At 54.3% G+C, this 15,954-nt stretch carries 24 protein-coding genes, 2 pseudogenes and 1 riboswitch; of the genes and pseudogenes, 11 read left to right on the top strand and 15 right to left on the bottom strand.

What is annotated here, in order from left to right:
• Positions 1 to 33 precede the first annotated feature (33 nt).
• Genes CMUST_RS05660 through CMUST_RS05645 form a run of 4 tightly spaced genes read left to right on the top strand, consistent with a single transcriptional unit; the run spans position 34 to position 2,646 of the window.
• The gene (locus tag CMUST_RS05660) at positions 34 to 729 is read left to right on the top strand and encodes an energy-coupling factor ABC transporter permease (protein WP_047261694.1); all 696 of its coding nucleotides are present in this window, start codon (positions 34 to 36) and stop codon (positions 727 to 729) included.
• Positions 730 to 755: 26 nt separating this feature from the next.
• The gene (locus tag CMUST_RS05655; protein WP_047261693.1) at positions 756 to 1,091 is read left to right on the top strand and encodes an energy-coupling factor ABC transporter substrate-binding protein; all 336 of its coding nucleotides are present in this window, start codon (positions 756 to 758) and stop codon (positions 1,089 to 1,091) included.
• On the top strand, positions 1,092 to 1,820 hold the full coding sequence (locus CMUST_RS05650) for an energy-coupling factor transporter transmembrane component T family protein (RefSeq protein ID WP_047261692.1): 729 nt from the start codon (positions 1,092 to 1,094) through the stop codon (positions 1,818 to 1,820). It begins immediately after the preceding gene.
• Positions 1,821 to 1,842: 22 nt separating this feature from the next.
• Positions 1,843 to 2,646 carry an energy-coupling factor ABC transporter ATP-binding protein gene (locus tag CMUST_RS05645; protein ID WP_083987428.1) on the top strand — a complete coding sequence of 268 codons (804 nt, stop codon included), beginning with the start codon at positions 1,843 to 1,845 and terminating at the stop codon, positions 2,644 to 2,646.
• Positions 2,647 to 2,650: 4 nt separating this feature from the next.
• Here CMUST_RS05645 and CMUST_RS05640 read toward each other — a convergent pair whose 3' ends face one another.
• Positions 2,651 to 3,118: an HIT family protein gene (locus tag CMUST_RS05640; protein WP_047261691.1), complete on the bottom strand. Its 468-nt coding sequence runs from the start codon at positions 3,116 to 3,118 to the stop codon at positions 2,651 to 2,653.
• Between the two features lie 109 nt (positions 3,119 to 3,227).
• Here CMUST_RS05640 and CMUST_RS05635 point away from each other — a divergent pair, with 109 nt between their 5' ends.
• The gene (locus CMUST_RS05635; protein WP_047261690.1) at positions 3,228 to 3,644 is read left to right on the top strand and encodes a bleomycin resistance protein; all 417 of its coding nucleotides are present in this window, start codon (positions 3,228 to 3,230) and stop codon (positions 3,642 to 3,644) included.
• A gap of 5 nt (positions 3,645 to 3,649) precedes the next feature.
• Here the strand turns inward: CMUST_RS05635 and CMUST_RS05630 are convergent, their stop codons facing one another.
• On the bottom strand, positions 3,650 to 3,931 hold the full coding sequence (locus tag CMUST_RS05630; protein WP_201779226.1) for a putative quinol monooxygenase: 282 nt from the start codon (positions 3,929 to 3,931) through the stop codon (positions 3,650 to 3,652).
• A 91-nt stretch (positions 3,932 to 4,022) separates the two neighbouring features.
• Between CMUST_RS05630 and CMUST_RS05625 the strand changes: the two genes are divergently transcribed.
• A complete protein-coding gene (locus CMUST_RS05625) occupies positions 4,023 to 5,891 on the top strand; it encodes a hypothetical protein (protein WP_047261688.1) in 1,869 nt (622 codons plus the stop codon).
• A gap of 215 nt (positions 5,892 to 6,106) precedes the next feature.
• Here the strand turns inward: CMUST_RS05625 and CMUST_RS05620 are convergent, their stop codons facing one another.
• The 9 genes and pseudogenes from CMUST_RS05620 to CMUST_RS17210 form a co-directional block, all read right to left on the bottom strand.
• Positions 6,107 to 6,289: a hypothetical protein gene (locus CMUST_RS05620; RefSeq protein WP_047261687.1), complete on the bottom strand. Its 183-nt coding sequence runs from the start codon at positions 6,287 to 6,289 to the stop codon at positions 6,107 to 6,109.
• On the bottom strand, positions 6,273 to 6,443 hold the full coding sequence (locus tag CMUST_RS17215; RefSeq protein ID WP_407922004.1) for an ABC-three component system protein: 171 nt from the start codon (positions 6,441 to 6,443) through the stop codon (positions 6,273 to 6,275). The genes CMUST_RS05620 and CMUST_RS17215 overlap by 17 nt, the downstream gene beginning before the upstream one ends.
• A gap of 264 nt (positions 6,444 to 6,707) precedes the next feature.
• Positions 6,708 to 6,983: a type 2 periplasmic-binding domain-containing protein gene (locus CMUST_RS16890; protein WP_236690167.1), complete on the bottom strand. Its 276-nt coding sequence runs from the start codon at positions 6,981 to 6,983 to the stop codon at positions 6,708 to 6,710.
• Between the two features lie 42 nt (positions 6,984 to 7,025).
• A complete protein-coding gene (gene tenA, locus CMUST_RS05615) occupies positions 7,026 to 7,673 on the bottom strand; it encodes a thiaminase II (protein WP_047261686.1) in 648 nt (215 codons plus the stop codon).
• 42 nt (positions 7,674 to 7,715) lie between these two features.
• Positions 7,716 to 8,573 carry a bifunctional hydroxymethylpyrimidine kinase/phosphomethylpyrimidine kinase gene (thiD, locus tag CMUST_RS05610; RefSeq protein ID WP_047261685.1) on the bottom strand — a complete coding sequence of 286 codons (858 nt, stop codon included), beginning with the start codon at positions 8,571 to 8,573 and terminating at the stop codon, positions 7,716 to 7,718.
• Positions 8,570 to 9,256, bottom strand: coding sequence for a thiamine phosphate synthase (gene thiE / locus CMUST_RS05605; protein WP_047261684.1), 687 nt, complete (start codon positions 9,254 to 9,256; stop codon positions 8,570 to 8,572). The genes thiD and thiE overlap by 4 nt, the downstream gene beginning before the upstream one ends.
• Positions 9,253 to 10,086, bottom strand: a complete 834-nt coding sequence (gene thiM, locus CMUST_RS05600) for a hydroxyethylthiazole kinase (protein WP_047261683.1) — start codon at positions 10,084 to 10,086, stop codon at positions 9,253 to 9,255. The genes thiE and thiM overlap by 4 nt, the downstream gene beginning before the upstream one ends.
• Positions 10,080 to 10,188, bottom strand: a riboswitch (TPP riboswitch). Its footprint overlaps the gene before it by 7 nt.
• Positions 10,189 to 10,469: 281 nt before the next feature.
• Complete coding sequence (locus CMUST_RS05595) at positions 10,470 to 10,901, bottom strand: hypothetical protein (protein ID WP_047261682.1); 432 nt, start codon at positions 10,899 to 10,901, stop codon at positions 10,470 to 10,472.
• A 181-nt stretch (positions 10,902 to 11,082) separates the two neighbouring features.
• A pseudogene (locus CMUST_RS17210) lies at positions 11,083 to 11,169 on the bottom strand (PLDc N-terminal domain-containing protein); the annotation flags it as partial.
• A 186-nt stretch (positions 11,170 to 11,355) separates the two neighbouring features.
• On the opposite strand from CMUST_RS17210, the gene CMUST_RS16885 reads away from it, so the two are divergent.
• From CMUST_RS16885 to CMUST_RS17190, 5 genes and pseudogenes are all read left to right on the top strand, one after another.
• Positions 11,356 to 11,610, top strand: coding sequence for a hypothetical protein (locus CMUST_RS16885; RefSeq protein WP_162488701.1), 255 nt, complete (start codon positions 11,356 to 11,358; stop codon positions 11,608 to 11,610).
• Positions 11,611 to 11,835: 225 nt separating this feature from the next.
• The gene (locus CMUST_RS17205) at positions 11,836 to 11,937 is read left to right on the top strand and encodes an IS3 family transposase (RefSeq protein ID WP_144414134.1); all 102 of its coding nucleotides are present in this window, start codon (positions 11,836 to 11,838) and stop codon (positions 11,935 to 11,937) included.
• Positions 11,927 to 12,160: a DDE-type integrase/transposase/recombinase gene (locus tag CMUST_RS17200; RefSeq protein WP_144414133.1), complete on the top strand. Its 234-nt coding sequence runs from the start codon at positions 11,927 to 11,929 to the stop codon at positions 12,158 to 12,160. Before CMUST_RS17205 ends, CMUST_RS17200 begins: the two co-directional genes overlap by 11 nt.
• Entirely contained in the window at positions 12,105 to 12,329 is a 225-nt protein-coding gene (locus CMUST_RS17195; protein ID WP_083987427.1) for a hypothetical protein, read from the top strand. Before CMUST_RS17200 ends, CMUST_RS17195 begins: the two co-directional genes overlap by 56 nt.
• 34 nt (positions 12,330 to 12,363) lie before the next feature.
• Positions 12,364 to 12,525 (top strand): annotated as a pseudogene (locus tag CMUST_RS17190) (hypothetical protein); the annotation flags it as partial.
• Between the two features lie 156 nt (positions 12,526 to 12,681).
• On the opposite strand, the gene CMUST_RS05580 reads toward CMUST_RS17190, so the two are convergent.
• The 4 genes from CMUST_RS05580 to ychF all read right to left on the bottom strand — a co-directional run bounded on the left by CMUST_RS05580 (position 12,682) and on the right by ychF (position 15,778).
• Positions 12,682 to 13,170: a hypothetical protein gene (locus CMUST_RS05580; RefSeq protein WP_047261681.1), complete on the bottom strand. Its 489-nt coding sequence runs from the start codon at positions 13,168 to 13,170 to the stop codon at positions 12,682 to 12,684.
• Positions 13,171 to 14,062: 892 nt separating this feature from the next.
• Positions 14,063 to 14,362, bottom strand: a complete 300-nt coding sequence (locus tag CMUST_RS05575; RefSeq protein WP_047261680.1) for a HigA family addiction module antitoxin — start codon at positions 14,360 to 14,362, stop codon at positions 14,063 to 14,065.
• A gap of 8 nt (positions 14,363 to 14,370) precedes the next feature.
• The gene (locus tag CMUST_RS05570; protein WP_047261679.1) at positions 14,371 to 14,652 is read right to left on the bottom strand and encodes a type II toxin-antitoxin system RelE/ParE family toxin; all 282 of its coding nucleotides are present in this window, start codon (positions 14,650 to 14,652) and stop codon (positions 14,371 to 14,373) included.
• 40 nt (positions 14,653 to 14,692) lie between these two features.
• Entirely contained in the window at positions 14,693 to 15,778 is a 1,086-nt protein-coding gene (ychF, locus tag CMUST_RS05565; protein WP_047261678.1) for a redox-regulated ATPase YchF, read from the bottom strand.
• Positions 15,779 to 15,954: the final 176 nt, after the last annotated feature.

Raw genomic sequence — 15,954 nt, 5'->3', positions numbered from 1 at the left:
GGACTCAAGTACCGATGTTGAAAGAAGTGCATAATGCATATTGCTGAGGGGTTCCTCCCCGTATCCCAGGCTGTCGCCTGGACTGCCGCCGCCGCACCGTTTGTTATTCATGGTGCAATGAAGGTAAATAAACAGATCAAAGAACAACCAGAAACCGGAATGCTGTTGGGAGCGGCAGGCGCTTTCACTTTCGTCCTTTCGGCGTTGAAAATCCCGTCCGTTACTGGTTCGTCCTCCCATCCCACTGGAACAGGCTTAGGTTCGGTTCTATTCAAGCCACCGATCATGGCTTTCGTTGGAACCACCGTCTTGCTGTTCCAGGCCTTGTTGTTGGCGCACGGTGGCATAACCACACTGGGTGCCAATGCGTTTTCGATGGCAGTCGTTGGCCCGTGGGTAGGATACGGTGCCTGGAAACTGGTGCGAAGCATTGGTGGTTCCTTTGAAGTAGGGATTTTCTGCGCCGCATTGTTTGCCGATTTCTCCACCTATGTGGTGACTGCCATTCAGTTATCTATCGCCCATCATGCCAATGGTTTTACTAACGCGCTGACTACTTTCTTAGCGTTATACGCCCCAACCCAAATTCCGTTGGCAATAGTTGAAGCTATTGTTACCGTCCTTATCGCCCGAACACTTCGTCGTATCGCAACATCCGACCTGATAACGCTTGGTGTGCTGAACCACACTGAAGAAACTACCGTCGAGCCACAATCAGCATCGACTTAACCACTCGACGATAAGGAGTAATACCTATGAAACAATCACGACTAGTCACCATCGGCCTTATCACGGTGGCTATTATCATCGCAGTATTCCCTATGTTCTTTAACCTCGGTGATCCGAATTCCGAGGAACCATTTGCAGGTACAGATGCGTCTGCAGAATCTATCGTTGCCGAAGAAAACCCCGCATACGAACCGTGGTACGAGCCACTCGTTGGGGAGTTACCTGGTGAAGTGGAATCTGGATTATTCGCACTGCAAGCAGGACTAGGAGCTGGAGTTCTAGGATACGTTCTTGGTGTTTACCGGGGCCGAATGCTGCCGCGTCGATCTGAAAATGCGACCGCCACCGAAGATTCACAGTAAATGAACCCTTTGGAAATGGCTGCCGAGCGCAGCCACTGGGCACACCACAACGTCGGTGAAAAGGTCTTGTTATTCATCGGCAGCGCTGGCCTCGCAGTTGCATTGCCTCCTATCCCCGGATTACCACTTATTACAGCGCTGATCGCCGGGGCGGTCATTCGTGCCCAGATCCCACTTCGGCTCTATTTCGGGGTGTGCATCGCACCCATGAGCTTTGTCATCATTGGTGTCATTCCGCTTCTACTGAGCATCACAACACATGGCATTGAACTACATTTTTCGCAATGGGAACAGGCACTAACAGTGGTATCGCGCTCGTGTGTCGCCACCACAGCAGTGATGGCTTTCGCTCTTACCACCCCGATGGCTGAGATCATCGCGTGGAGCCTTCACATCGGCATGCCAACTCCCCTGGTCTATGTCGTCACCGCCATGTATCGCATGGTCAATACCCTCATTGGTAGTGCACGCACCATGTGGGACGCGCAGGCAATGCGGCTTGGACATTCCTCAATAAAGCGATGGATCGGTTCGGTTGCGGGACAAGCGGCAGGGTTATTCGTCATTGCCTTTGATCGCGCCCGCAGATTGAGCGAAGGGCTCGAACTGCGGGCGGATCGCACAGCGCTACTAGTAGCACACCCGCGTCGACAAGCAAATACCACCAGGCTCAGCTGCTACGTCGCGGTCTTAGCCACAATAACTGCGTTTAGTTTCATTAGTTTCTAAACCCATACCACGAGTATTGCCCATGGATAATCAAACCCCAGCACCTATTGTTTCGGTAGATACAATCGCGTTTCATCGCGATGGGATTCCTGTCCTAGTCGATGCGTCCCTCGACATTCATCCTAGTCAACGCATCGCCGTTTTAGGCCGCAACGGTGCCGGAAAATCCACACTGTTTCGGCAAATTGCGGGGGCATGGAAACCATCGTCGGGCACAATCACCCTAGATGGTACGCCGTATTCTTATTCGCGGAAGGGTCGCGATACGATCCGCAACACTGTCCAAATGGTGTTGCAGGAACCCGACGATCAAATTTTCGCCACAACTGTCGCTGCCGATGTATCATTCGGGCCGATCAACCAGGGATTGCCGGAAACGGAAGTCGCACGCCGGGTCGCAACCGCACTTGAGCAGTGCGAAATCAACCACTTAGCGGATCGAGTTCCGCACCAGTTGTCGTTCGGCCAACGAAAACGTGTCGCTTTAGCCGGGGCGTTGGCGATGCAGCCACGGGTTTTGCTTCTCGACGAACCCACGGCTGGTCTGGACCCACATGGCGCTGCACGGGTCACCGAGATACTCTCGGATCTTTCCACCTCTGGAACCGCGATTGTTTTCGCTACCCACGACGTCAATTTTGCCTACGAAACCGCCGATATGGTTGCGGTGCTTATCGACGGCCATCTAACTGTTGGCGCGACTGAAGCTTTGCTTGCCGACGAAGAGCTCCTTAACAAAGCAGCACTGTGTTTACCGTGGGCACCGGTGGTATCCGCCGTACTTGGGCGCGCCATCTACAGCATCGCCGATCTGAAAGAACAGTAAGCCCTTAGTCACGCAACCGTTCGATCTCCTCGCGCAATTCGGCGCGCAATTCATCATGCGCAGGACCTACAGCATTATTAGGATCGCTCCATTCGGACGACGGATGCATCCACACGGGTTTCGCGGCCAGCTCGCTTTCCCAATTGAAACGCGGGAAGATGTGGGCGTGGAGAAACGGGTCAATGTTTCCTAGGATTTCGATATTGACCCGTCGAAAAGCATCGTCGCGGCGCTTACACACGTTTTCAATGGCGGAAACCGCAAGATCAAGATCGGCGAGAAACTGCATCCGCTCCGGCTTGGGCAAATCCGACAGCGTGTTCACGCCCTTCTGCTTGGTGAGCACCACGCAGTATCCCGGCAAAAACTGGGTATCACCGATAGCAACAAACGCTTGATCCAATTCCGCGATAACCATCGGGTTCTCCCCCGCAATGGCCGAACCTATCCGATCACTTCGCCAATCTGACATATAAAACCCCTTTCTGGTGGGCATATCATCATCTATCATGTGTGCAACGTGCACCTTATCTCAAGTGTAACCGAATACCATCCTCCCCTGCACCGCGAACGGAGCCGCTATGAACGAACCCGCTCTAGTCCCAGAGTTGAGCGTCACCGACATCGACGCATCATTAGATTTCTGGTGCCGGCTCATCGGATTCAGTGTTCGCTATTCCCGCCCGGAAGAAAACTTCGCCTATATCACGCTAGGTGATGCCCATATCATGCTCGACCAGATCGCCATCGGGCGAACCTGGCTGACGGCACCTGCGGAAAAACCGCTCGGTAGAGGCATTAATTTCGAGGTGGTTGTGCCCGACTACACTCCCGCCTTAGAACGGCTACGCGCCGAAAACTATCCACTGTTTGTAGAACCCGAAACTCAGTGGTACCGCACCGGCGACACCGAAATTGGGGTGCAGCAATTCCTGGTCCAAGACCCCGACGGCTACCTGCTGAGGCTTCAAATGGAGATAGGAACTCAAGGATCCTAATCCCACTAGTTTTCCGTTACTAGATAGCGGCGTTCAATCCGGTTAGTTGCCTGGCCCCACCGGCTTTCCGCCGCTCGTTTTTGGTGTGCGGCAAGCGCATCTGAGTCAACGAATACTTCCGACACGTCCCACACCAACGGGTTAGTAGTCTGTACAACATCAAAAGACACGCACCCGTTTTCGGTACGCGTTAAGGAAATATGCTCCGGTAAAAGCTCCTCCACCAGTGCCAATTCAGCCTGGTTGGCACATATAAGTTGGCCGGTTAATGTCACCATTTTCTCCATCCCCTGTCCCCCCGCACCGACGTTATTAGTAATAGTTCTACTACACTTCGATGTAGGAAATTGCTCACTTATCATCGCATAAAGGTAACCCGTGGCCATCACTTTTGATCTTTCCCATGTCGTTGACCAACGATTCGCACTGTATCGAACCATCTCCGGGAAACCGAAGTTCCGAACCGCACTATCACTGGCCGCCCTCAATTGCGTTACCGTCACCAGCAGCAGCTTCGCCGACATCGGGACAGCCATAATTGGGCGCTTTGGCCCCTTCACCCGCATTGACGCTGAGGTTTTCGACCCTCGCACGGAAACAACCACCACGGTGTGTGTATTTCCCTGCCACGATGTCAGCCTCAACTCCTGCCAACAATGTACCTTCGACAAAAGCTGCGAACACATCATCGCAGCATTACTAGCCGTCACCTGCGAAGAAACCAACACCGACCCGGCGGAACTTCTAGAAACCTTCGGCATGACCATCCCCACCACCTGGCCGAAAAATGATCGCGGCAACAACTTCCCCATCGCCGATGAAACTACTGTGATTGACACGTTATCCTTTGACGACGAAACCGTTGCGGACGATCCTGTATCACAGTTTCTCGATTCCTTCCCACACAGCAAACTTAGGTTGCTGGTCGATCAAGCCGCACACGAAATACCCGAATTTGCCCGCTGGTTGGAAGAAAGATCCACCATCGCGCTCGGCAGCGACGCCGACATCGCCGCGATGCTGAACACAAAAGTCAAAGACTTCAAAGCCTTGATAAAAAGTTCGTTTAGTAATGAAGAAAAACTCACAGTCGACCTAGGCGAACTGCTGTGCATGATTGAAGAACACATCAATGTAGGACGCGGCAAGGCCGTCGCAAAGCAAGCACGAACCCTCCTAGAAATCCTCGACTCCGCATACAAACCCGAGGCGCTTAACCCGCACATGCAACGGCTCATTTCGCTCTATATCAGACTGTGCCAAGACACCAACGTTCGCCCCATTAACCTGGCAAAATGGTTAGTAAAACAACAACTAGCCAATGCCACACGCACCCAACTACACATTTCCGAGTTTTTACCGCTTTTCGACGACCCCGCCATCACCCACTACGAAAACACCCTGCACGCAGCCCTCACCGACACAGACAACCCACATCAGTACTTCAACCACGCCACCCCGGCTTTCCTCCTACTTGTGGCACTTAAAGAGGCCCAAGGCGACTGGCAAACCGCACTGGAACTCCTCCTTGCCGAAGACGAAGGCACCAAAGCACTTGAACTCGTTTTCACCGCACCCGTATCTCTCGAACAACAAACCCAGTGGTTAACCACCATAAAAAACCACGCCGACGCATCCCCACTCAAAACCTCTTGTGGCTCCGCATCACACGACATCTTTTACAACCTCGTTGAAACAAACCAACTTGCTGCGGCAAAAATGTATCTATGCACCTACTACGCCATCTCGCCAACCGCCGAATGCTTCTTCAACCTCATGGTGCTCAATGAAATCCAATCCGGTGCCCTCACCGACGAACTCCACACACTTCTAACCAACACCAGCGGCTATTTCGGCATGCAATCCGGACTGCACCACGCAATCTATTCCCACCACCAAGCTGAAACCTTCAACGAACTCATGGCCAACCCCGAAAACTACGGCTTTGACCCCGACACCTGGAAACGCGAACTAAGCTGGCTAGCGATCATAAACCCCGGACTCGCAGCCGAAATCGCAGTACAGCAAGCATGGCGAAACCTAGAAAACACCGGCGAAGCCGCCTACTACAACGCCGCAAAAGTACTCAGCCGGGTACTTACCGCCGCCGAATTCCACTGCCAGAAACCACGGCAAGAAACCAAAAACTACATCAAAAAAGCAATCAAAGACATGGAAACACGCTATTCCACCCGCCGCCGCATGCGGGAGATTTTCAATGAAACATTCGCAACGTTTGGGTTGTAAGTTCGCTGCCAAATGTCTCCTTCATCCGCAGTACCGACGAAGGCTGCCAACCAAACGTCTGGTTGTTTGCAGATGAGTCTTCTTCACCGGAACTTTGGGTACACGCCCCTGCAATAATCGCCATGAGTCCTTGGGGGCGGATCGACCCAGTCCGTGAAAATATGGCCAGATCGGACCTTCGGGACACCACTCAAGAGGATCCATCTCGGGTGGGCTCAGGTCTGGTCGGCAGCAAACCAATCGAAGGTGATAATGGCGTCTCCGCGAGCCTCACTTGAGCGCTTCGAGAACCGCTCCCAAAGTCCTGAAACGGTTGCGGGTGATTTCAAGAAATCAGGCTTGCCCCTAATGGTTAGCAGAGCACGCTGAGGCTTGATGCCTTTAGTTGGTGGCAACATGCCGCACCTCGCCTCCAATGCTATCAGCAGGCGCTTCCTCAAAGATGTCACATGAGTCAAAGAAGTATGCCGTGACGGCGTAAATAGCATTAGCCCTCTTCGAGGGCAGATCAAAGTTTTGGCTACCAAGCACCCCACAGACTCGACAAACAATCTCGCGTACATCCTTTGCGGCCTGTCGAGCCTCTTAGTAGATGACACGGAAGCCGTGAGCTTTCTCATCACATAACCCAGGATCTGCCTGTTCGCCGGAGTCTACAACCGCCGCGGTGATAGCTTGGAGGTCCTCGACGGTGGCGAACCGCCCCCTGTGGTTGGCGGGGCCTTGCTTGCGGGGACTGACACGTCAGAAATCGCCGTCATGGCCGGACTGCACTTGTGACGGTGATGCGGTGCTGGGGCAGGTTCCCGGCAGGGCCTATTCACATTGTTGACGCATCCGAGGATGCAGTAGCAGCATCCACATGATCGTGCAGGATTGCATCCAGGAAGGCTCGGGCGGCGGGGCTTGGGTTGAACTCGTTCCAAGCCAGATACTCGACCCTCCGGGGCCGTCGACAAGCGGGACTGTGACGACATCCTGATCATGCGGGACGACATGAGCAGAAAGTATCCCGATCGCGAGTTCGTTGCGGAAGATGCTGAGGATCACACCGATCGTGAGGGTGCCACGCACCTGACCGGGAGGCATCAATGTGCTGGACTGATTAAAGTGACTTTCTTAACCCCCCTCCGCTCACACAGCCCAGCTTTCCTTGCGACACGCCGCATCCCAGAACATCCACTCGTAACGGGCAGCCGTCGCATAGGCCTCGTGCATGCGGGCGCGTTCCTGCTTGGATGCACGCTCACCCAGCTTGTCGACGATATCGCGGGCGTGGCGCACGGACTGGGCGAAATCCTCATCAGCGTACATTCCAATCCAATCGCCGTAGGCGTGACCTTTGAGGTCACCCGCGGCGGCCAGCAGGTGCTGTCCAACCTCCTGGTAGATCCAATAACACGGGAGAACCGCAGCAGCGGCCACCCCGTAGGACCCGGATTCAAGAACACCCAACAGGAACGATGTGTAGGCGCGGCAGGTGGGGCTCATTGAGGTTTCAGCAGTAAGGTCCACATGGGAAGCATGCAGCTCGCGTTCAACCACAATGGCGGTGCGGGCCGAGTCCACCCAGAAGAGCAGATCATCGGCGCTGTCGCACTGGGTGGCCAAGCCAGCCAGGACGCGGGCATATTCGCCAAGGTAGAGACCATCTTGCGCCATGTAGTAGGCAAAGGTCTCACGAGGCAGACTGCCATCGCCCAACCCCGTAACAAAAGGATGAGAAGTAATGGCTTGGTAGACGTCGGAGGTGTCGGCCCAGAGTTCATCGGTAAAGGCCATGAAAGGTCCTTTCATGGAAATCAAGAGGGGACGGATGGAAGGTCAGCGGATGGTGCGCGCCGGGATTGTTGGGAAGGAAAGAGTTGTGCCCACAGTGTCACGTGCGCAGGACCACAGCTCATAGAAGTGCTGGACCGGCCCGTTTCCGTGACCAAGAGCGAGGCTATCTGCGGCGCCAATCGCGCCGGTCAGGTAATGCTTTGCGCGGGCGACGGCCTCGTACCATGTGGACGTGGCCGGACGCAGGGCGGCAATAGCACCGGAAAGGCTGCATCCCGTGCCGTGGGTATTGCAGGTGTTGATACGCTCGGCGGTAATGAGGCTGATGCCGTCCTCGTCGGCGTAGACATCGGTGGCAACATTGTCGAGGTGCCCACCCTTGACGATAACGCGGCGCACCCCCATGTCCATCAGAGCTTGAGCCTGCGCACATAGATCATCGGGGGTGGCGGCAACCGCACAGTCGAGGAGCACGGCAGCCTCCGCCATGTTGGGTGTAATGAGGTCCACCTTCGTACACAACTCACGCACGGTGTCAATGGCATCGGGCGCAAGCAGTGAGTCACCAGAGGTGGCAACCATGACAGGATCAAGGACCACGTTATCTAGGCGCTGTAGATACTCCCCCACCACCTCGGCCAACTCACGGCTGGCCAGCATACCGATCTTTGTCGCATTGGGCGTGATGTCATCAAGGAGGGTGTCGAGCTGAGCACGCACGAAGTCAACTGGCACGGGGTGTACGCCCGCAACGCCCTTCGTGGATTGGGCGGTCAGTGCGGTAATGACGGTCATGGCGTAGGCACCACAGGCGCTCATAGCCTTAAGATCGGCCTGTATACCCGCTCCGCCGGAGGGATCAGAACCTGCAACAGAAAGAACGCGGGGGGTATTCATCATTTCTCCTTCTTTTTATCTCGGCCACGCTGCCACTGTTGATAAAGCTCCTGGGATGCGGCCCTGGCATCAAGGGCACTACAGATCGCGGAAACAACAGCCACCCCATCGATGTGTGATTTACCCAAAGGTTCCATATCAGCCACACCAATGCCGCCAATAGCGACGGTTGGCAGGTGGGTGGATGCGGCAAGTGTGCTGACTCCTTCCACGCCCAGGGGTCTGGGCGCGTCATCCTTGGTGGTCGTGGAATGCACCGTGCCGACGCCGATGTAGTCCACCACACCAGATTCCTCGGCTTCACGAACCTCTGCCGGTGTTGCGGCCGACAGCCCCAGGAGCGCATGAGGGCCGATCAATTCGCGCACAAGGCGAGCAGGAAGATCACTGTGACCAACGTGCACCCCTGCGACATGGACGCCCAGCGCGCGGGCAGCGAGAAATACATCCACGCGGTCATTAATGATGACCGGCACCTTGTGACCAACAGCCTGGCAAACCTGCACCGTCAGTTCAAGAAAATCCTTCGTCTGGCCTTTCTTTTCCCGCAGTTGCACGCAGGTGACACCGCCCTCAACTGCTAAGGACACGGTGTCCAAGACGCTGCGACCTGCCTTCAAGCACAGATCATGGTCAGTCACAAGGTAGAGATGCAGAAAAGAAGCCCCGCGGTCTGCTCCGCTCATTGCCCCATGCCTCCAGCGGTATCGCCAGCGCCGATCTTTTCTACGCTAACTGAGATGCGGTCAAGGTCTGCGTCAGTGAGCGCGGCGAGTTCATCAAGGAAGTACACGCCAAAGGTACCCGGGCCAGTGCAACGGGCAGCAGCTTTTTCAGAGGCGGCAGCGTACATGACGTGAGCAGCGACAACGCCGGAAAGAATGTCCTTATTGGTGGAAGCCGCTGCGCCGATGAGAGCGCCCAGCGCACAACCGGCACCTGTGACCTTGGTGAGCAGTGCCGATCCACCTGCGATGCGCACAACAGTGTTGCCCTGCACGATGGCATCAACCTCGCCGGAAATAGCAACAATCGAACCGTAGGTCTGCGAGAGTGCCTGAGCGGCAACAATAGCCTCGCCAACAGAATCCGAGGAGTCGACTCCGCGCCCGCCTACCCCTTTGCCTGCCAGGGCGATGATTTCCGAGGCATTACCACGGATGACGACGGGAAGGTGGGTGAGCAGGTCCTTGGCCAAGTCCGTACGCACGGGCAAACTGCCCACAGCTACTGGGTCAAGTACCCAGATGCGTCCAGCAGCATGGGCAAAAGATGCAGCCTCAAGGGCGGCTTCACGCTGCTCAGGAGTGGGGGTTCCGAGATTAATGAGGGTGGCATCGGAAACGCCTGTAAACAAACCTGCTTCGCCAACAATATCGACCATTGCCGGGGCTGCACCAACAGCGAGCAGGAGGTTAGCGGTGTAGTTCGTCACAACAGTGTTGGTGATACACCCAACAAGCGGTGAGTTTTCGCGGATTTCGCCAGAAATTTGGCGGGCAGGAATCAACAACATGATAAAGACATCCCTTCGTCAGCATTATCTGAGGCAGGTACAACGGGTATATTCTCAGCACACGCACGTACTTTTGGCGGCGTGGCACCCCGTGTCACAGCTTTAGAGTGTAACAGGATTTAAAGACCGGTTTAGGATGGGGGTGACTGGCGGCAGGTGCGAAGGAGACCAGGGCTTGCTAAACGTGCGCCTTGGCGACATAACAGCCCCGTACACCAGGCAGAATTAACAACAAAGCGCACAATTACAAGAAGCAGCTCTAACCCCGCTGCCTAAGCGGCGCATCAAGATCAATCTCTTCGACTCTGTCGAAAGCTACCCGGTTGCTGCCCTGTGATTGCTCACCATTTCATGTTCATGTTTGAGGAGGCCGCTCGAGGTGATTACGCTTGGCGAGGCTCTGGATGATTGGGTGGTAGCGGAATAGCGTTGGGGACTACGGTTCCTTGGTGGAAAACGGCCTGCCAACCGTCGGGTCCACGCCGGTAGAGCGTAGTTCGCCTGGTGACTCGGCCTTGCGCGTGCAAGCTGTAGCGAACCTGGGCTACATCGGGAGTGATTTCGATGACTTGTGCGTCTTCGATGCGGTAGCCGCCAGGCAACGAGGTGGCATGTGTCCCGGCGAGTCGCCCCAGGACGACTTCGCGGATGACCTCTCGAGGGTACCAGGTTCCGGATGCCCCAATTTCGGCGAAATCGGAAGCGATCTCGGAGTCGAAGGAGCGATCATCCCAGATGAATTCGGGGTGATCTAAGACAGGCTCGCGGGCAATAAGCTCACGATGCCACTCGGGGCTTTCCGAAGTTTTAGACATGACACCAGTATGCCTTTTGTCAAAGGCTCGAAGCGTCGGACGCGTTATGTGTGCGCTGGTTTCGGGTTTTCACGCACCGAGTACAGGATCTATTTGTATGCAGTGATACAGATAGGATCGTTTACCCCAGTTAGGCTGTGGGGTTGTTACGTACCTCAACAACCGAGAGAGGAAGAGCCTGTTAAACCCTAACTTTAGAACCGCCTTTAAGTAGGTATATGATCGGCCCAATAATCGGAAAGAGCAAGATGATCAAAAGCCACAGGGGCTTAGCTGCGCGCTATAGAGGATCTTTGAACCATATGATCAGACAGCAGCCGCCAGAACAGCGGTGTCGATCAGATCAAAGGTGAAGTGCCCCAGGTTTTGTTCCGTTTGAGTAGATGGGAAAATCTAAAATCTGGAGTAGACGTGAGAAATTTGATCAGGATGCTTAAGGATCGTGTGGTCCGTCTTGTTGAGAATCGGATTCTGGCTGAAGATCTGCTCGTTGCGGGTAGGGCGTGAATGTGTGGCGCCGAAGCTTGGTGTGTCGTGGCATACGGCACGCCCAGTGGGTGTAGAAAGGCTAGGCGTGGATGGCGCGGAAATCATTCACCGTGATGAAGCTGATGTGATCGCCGAAAATGCGCGGTTGCGTCGTGACAATCAGGAACTACGGGATATTAATGAGCAGTTCAAAGGCTGCATCGGCTTTTTTCGCATCTAGACTCGACCCGAAACGAAAGGAAATGATCAGGTTTATCGACCACTACCGTGATCGTTTCTGAAGTCGAGTTCATCTGCCAGACACTGAATAGTCACCGTGTCGGTGGGTTTATCACATCTCGTGGTTACCGCCAGTCAAAGGCTTTAAGGTCCAAGTGCTCGCGTACATTCGTGACAGAAACATTGATAGAGCTGATCCGACGTATCCACAAGGAAAATTACTGAAGTGTACGGTGTCCGCAAAATGCGGCATGCTTTGCGTCGTGCTGGGGTGACTATTGGCCGTGAACAAACAGCACGTGTGATGCGTTTGGCGGGTGTGCGGTAAAAGCAAAGGTAAAACCCCGATCACCACCCATCAAGGCACACAAGCAGACACCCGACCAGACGTGGTTAACCGTAACTTCACAGCCAGTTGCCCTAACCGGTTATGGGTTGCTGACATTACCTATGTACTAACCAGGAAAGGGTTTGTGTACACCGCTTGTATCACCGATGTATTCTCCCGCACGATCATCGGCTGGGCTTTATCAGATTCACTGCGTACGTGAGGCATTGCCGCTGCAGGCTCTTAACCAAGCTATTGCTTTACCGAAGGAAACTACTGGGCTGATTCACCATACAGGCCATGGCACACAATACGTCAGTATTGTTTACAATCAGCGGCTGAGAGAATCAGGGATCACCGCATCAACCGGCACAGCAAAAGGATTCTTATGACAATGCCCTCGCGGAAAAAGTCAACGGCTCCTTAAAAAATGAACTCATCAATCCCCACAGATGGGTTGATGCTGTAGAAGTTGAAATCGCCACGTTCCAATGGGGTACTTGGTGGAATGAAACCAGACTCGAAGAAAACCTAGGCTACCGCACACCAGTCGAAGTCGAAACGGAACCAACCACCAACAAGAAATAATAGAAACACAAGGCACACACCTAAGAACAAAACCCAGGGCAGTTCAAGGTGGCAGTAATACTGGGTCTTTTTTGGAAGAACTGTCAGTGTATCTACGGTAAGGAAAGCAGGATACGCAGACTTTGCTTACCCCTTGAGTTGAGACGGGACGTTTGCTTAGAGGCGACTCATGCACTCATCGACATAAACGCGGAAGAGAGCTTGGCCAGCGGCCTCGGTTGTGTCGTCGTAAGCGGCGGTCATCGCGCTGATGTCGTCGATCGAGGTCACCGCAGTCTGCAAGTAGGTCTTCCAGATGGCAAACTCTTCCTCCAGCCCCTCCGGTGGGGTGGTGATCTGCTCAACGAGGGCGAGTTTCTTTTTCACTTGGTCAGCGGAGGTCATGCCTGAAATGTTGACAGCGTACGTCGTGGCTGCGGTATCGATGTCGGTGAGCATCACCTCACAGAAGGATCCATCGGTGGTGGCGGGGTCTTTGTTCTCGGGTTTTTCCGGAGAAGGGCTCGATGCGGGAATCGTGGCTACCGTGTCGGATGCTGCGGTGTCGCTGGCATCGCTGCCGACGGAATCGTTGCTACAGCCAGCAATGCCTACAACAATGGCTGTCAGGAGGGTGAGGGTGCCAAGGGTCCGGGATATTTTCATGCCCCGCAGTATATTGGCTACCGTGGATGATGTCATTCAAATTTAGTCAATTATTAAAGGAGTCTCAGCGCATGGGGGTGCATTGTTCTAGCGGGGACGGGGCTGGATCCGGCTCTTTAGCAGTTCTTTTTTGGTTTGAAGTGCGTTGTTCATTTTGTGAGGACTTCTGGCATTCAGGAATTGAGTGCATAACCTTCTGTGCCCCTAACGCGGCCCGCGAAAATTCTCCCGCATTCGTTATCCGTGACGACTGACCTATCCAGAGAGTTTGCTAGTTCTCATCGTCCGCGTTTATTCAAGCTTGCATTCGGCGAACATTTGCTCATTGCAGGATCACGCGGTGCTGGTAAATCCACCCTGCTGCGCTGAATAATCTTTGGTCAAGCCCAAGACGAATCATCAGCATCGGGTTCAATTACTTTCTACAGGTCGAATGGTGCCGCGGTCCAGCGACATCCACGTCGTGGTGATCCTGGCCTCACTGAGAAACTATGGGCTACTGGGGACAGCGTGCTAGGTTTTGGTGTTTTGCATCCTTCGTTGCGGAATAGCCCAATCCTCCACCGATCGGTCACAAACCAACGCCGGGTGCGCTTGCACTGACCATTGCAAGCGCACCCGACATACTTGTACTAGTTACCTGCACTTTTCGACGATTGCGGTGCCGGAATCAGTATTGTTCGCGTGGAGTGGCACACTCATCGCAGCCAGCCACGATCGCTGGCTTATTGAGCATTGAAATAGGCGTGACGTCAAGATTGCCGCGCCCGTAACATAGTCGAACGATGAACTCCAGAAACCATCAAGGTCGCTAAAAGCAGTAAACACCCAGCGAAAACCTGTCGGTGGGTGCCTTGCATCGTGCTGTTAAACAGCATCGACTTTTTGCCGGTTAAGCGGCGTCGAGGGGTTGAATCGCCGAGATTTGCTCGCCGACCTTTTCCTCTGCCAGTTCGAGCTCGTATCGTGATTGCAGGTTTAACCAAAACTTTGGCTCTATACCAAAGTACTTCCCCAGCCGAAGTGCGGTGTCCGCAGTGATTCCCCGCTTCCCGTGCACGATCTCGTTGATTCGGCGCGGTGGCACGCCAATTGACACAGCGAGTTTGTTCTGGGTTATCCCGAATCCCTCAATGAAATCCTCCATCAAGACTTCACCAGGGTGAATCGGAGGATAAAGCTTCTCAGTCATATCGCACCTCAATGACAATCTTCGACAGTTACGTCTTCGGGACCACCATCAGTCCACCGAAATGTAATCCGCCACTGTTTGTTCACCCGGATACTGTAGCGACCCTTTCGGTTGCCTTTGAGCGCCTCCAAGCGATTACCTGGCGGCACCCTCAGTGTGTCAAGGGTCGTGGCTGCATCAAGTTGATGAAGTTTCCGGTTAGCAGTTTTATGAATCCGTGGATCAAGCTTTGTCACAGCTTCACGCCGCCATACCCGTTCGGTGTCCCGGTCACCAAAAGATATGATCACACGATAAGGCTGCCAGACTTAACGAGAAACGTCAATAACGCTAAACGTTAAACTTAAACTCCACCACGTCCCCATCGACCATGACGTAGTCTTTGCCTTCCATGCGCACTTTTCCTTGTGCTTTGGCTTCGGCCATGGAGCCTGCTTTGTCAAGGTCTTCGAAGGAAACGATCTCTGCTTTGATGAAGCCGCGTTCGAAGTCGGTGTGGATAACACCCGCCGCTTTCGGGGCGGTGTCGCCTTTGTGGATTGTCCAGGCGCGGGATTCTTTCGGCCCAGCGGTGAGGTAGGTTTGCAAGCCCAAGGTGGCGAAACCGGCTTTCGCCAGGGAGTGTAGGCCGGGCTCGGTTTGGCCGACGGATTCCAGAAGTTCAAGGGCTTCCTCCTCATCAAGTTCAAGGAGTTCGGTCTCAGTCTTTGCGTCGAGGAACACGCAGTCGGCGGGGGCGACGAGGTCGCGGAGTTGTTGCTTGCGGGCGTCGTCAAGCAAAACTTCCTCGTCGGAGTTGAAAACGTACAGGAACGGCTTGGCCGTCATTAGGTGCAGGTCGCGCAGGAGCGCAAGGTCGATCTCGCCGGATTTTGCGGCGGAAAACAGGGTGCGGTCGTCCTCAAGGATTTTCTTTGCCTGCTTGGTGGCAGCGACGGTGTCGGCAAGTTCCTTGTTTTTCTTTGCTTCTTTCTCTAATCGCGGCAATGCCTTTTCAATGGTTTGGAGGTCGGCGAGAATGAGCTCGGTGTTGATGATTTGAATGTCGGTGCTGGGGTCGACTTTACCGTCAACATGGATGACATTTTCGTCGGCGAATGCGCGCACAACCTGGCAGATTGCGTCGGCTTCCCGGATGTTAGCTAAGAAGGCGTTGCCCATTCCTTCGCCTTCGGATGCGCCTTTGACAATTCCGGCGATATCGACGAATGAGACGGTGGCGGGCAGGATACGCTCCGAGCCGAAGATTTCGGCGAGCCGGGTTAGCCGCGCGTCGGGGAGTTCGACAAGCCCGATATTGGGTTCGATGGTGGCAAATGGGTAGTTTGCGGCAAGAACATCGTTGCGGGTCAGTGCGTTAAACAGAGTGGACTTGCCGACGTTGGGCAATCCGACGATTCCAAGAGTTAAGCTCACGGTGAATCATCCTATCATTTGGATCAAACCTGCTGTGGGTGGGGGTTATGGGGGTGCATATGCCCACCAAGTGTCTCAAAATATGAGAAATAGTTTCCCATTTTTAGGGTGTTCTCGCTAAAATCATGCTTCATACTCAAAGTGAATGAACTGAGTTAAACGAAAAGCGGTCACCA

The sequence above is a fragment of the Corynebacterium mustelae genome (assembly GCF_001020985.1).
In the GTDB taxonomy this organism is placed as follows: Bacteria; Actinomycetota; Actinomycetes; order Mycobacteriales; family Mycobacteriaceae; genus Corynebacterium; species Corynebacterium mustelae.
Note: the sequence above shows the minus strand (reverse complement) of the source record. Positions and strands in the feature narration are given on the sequence as shown.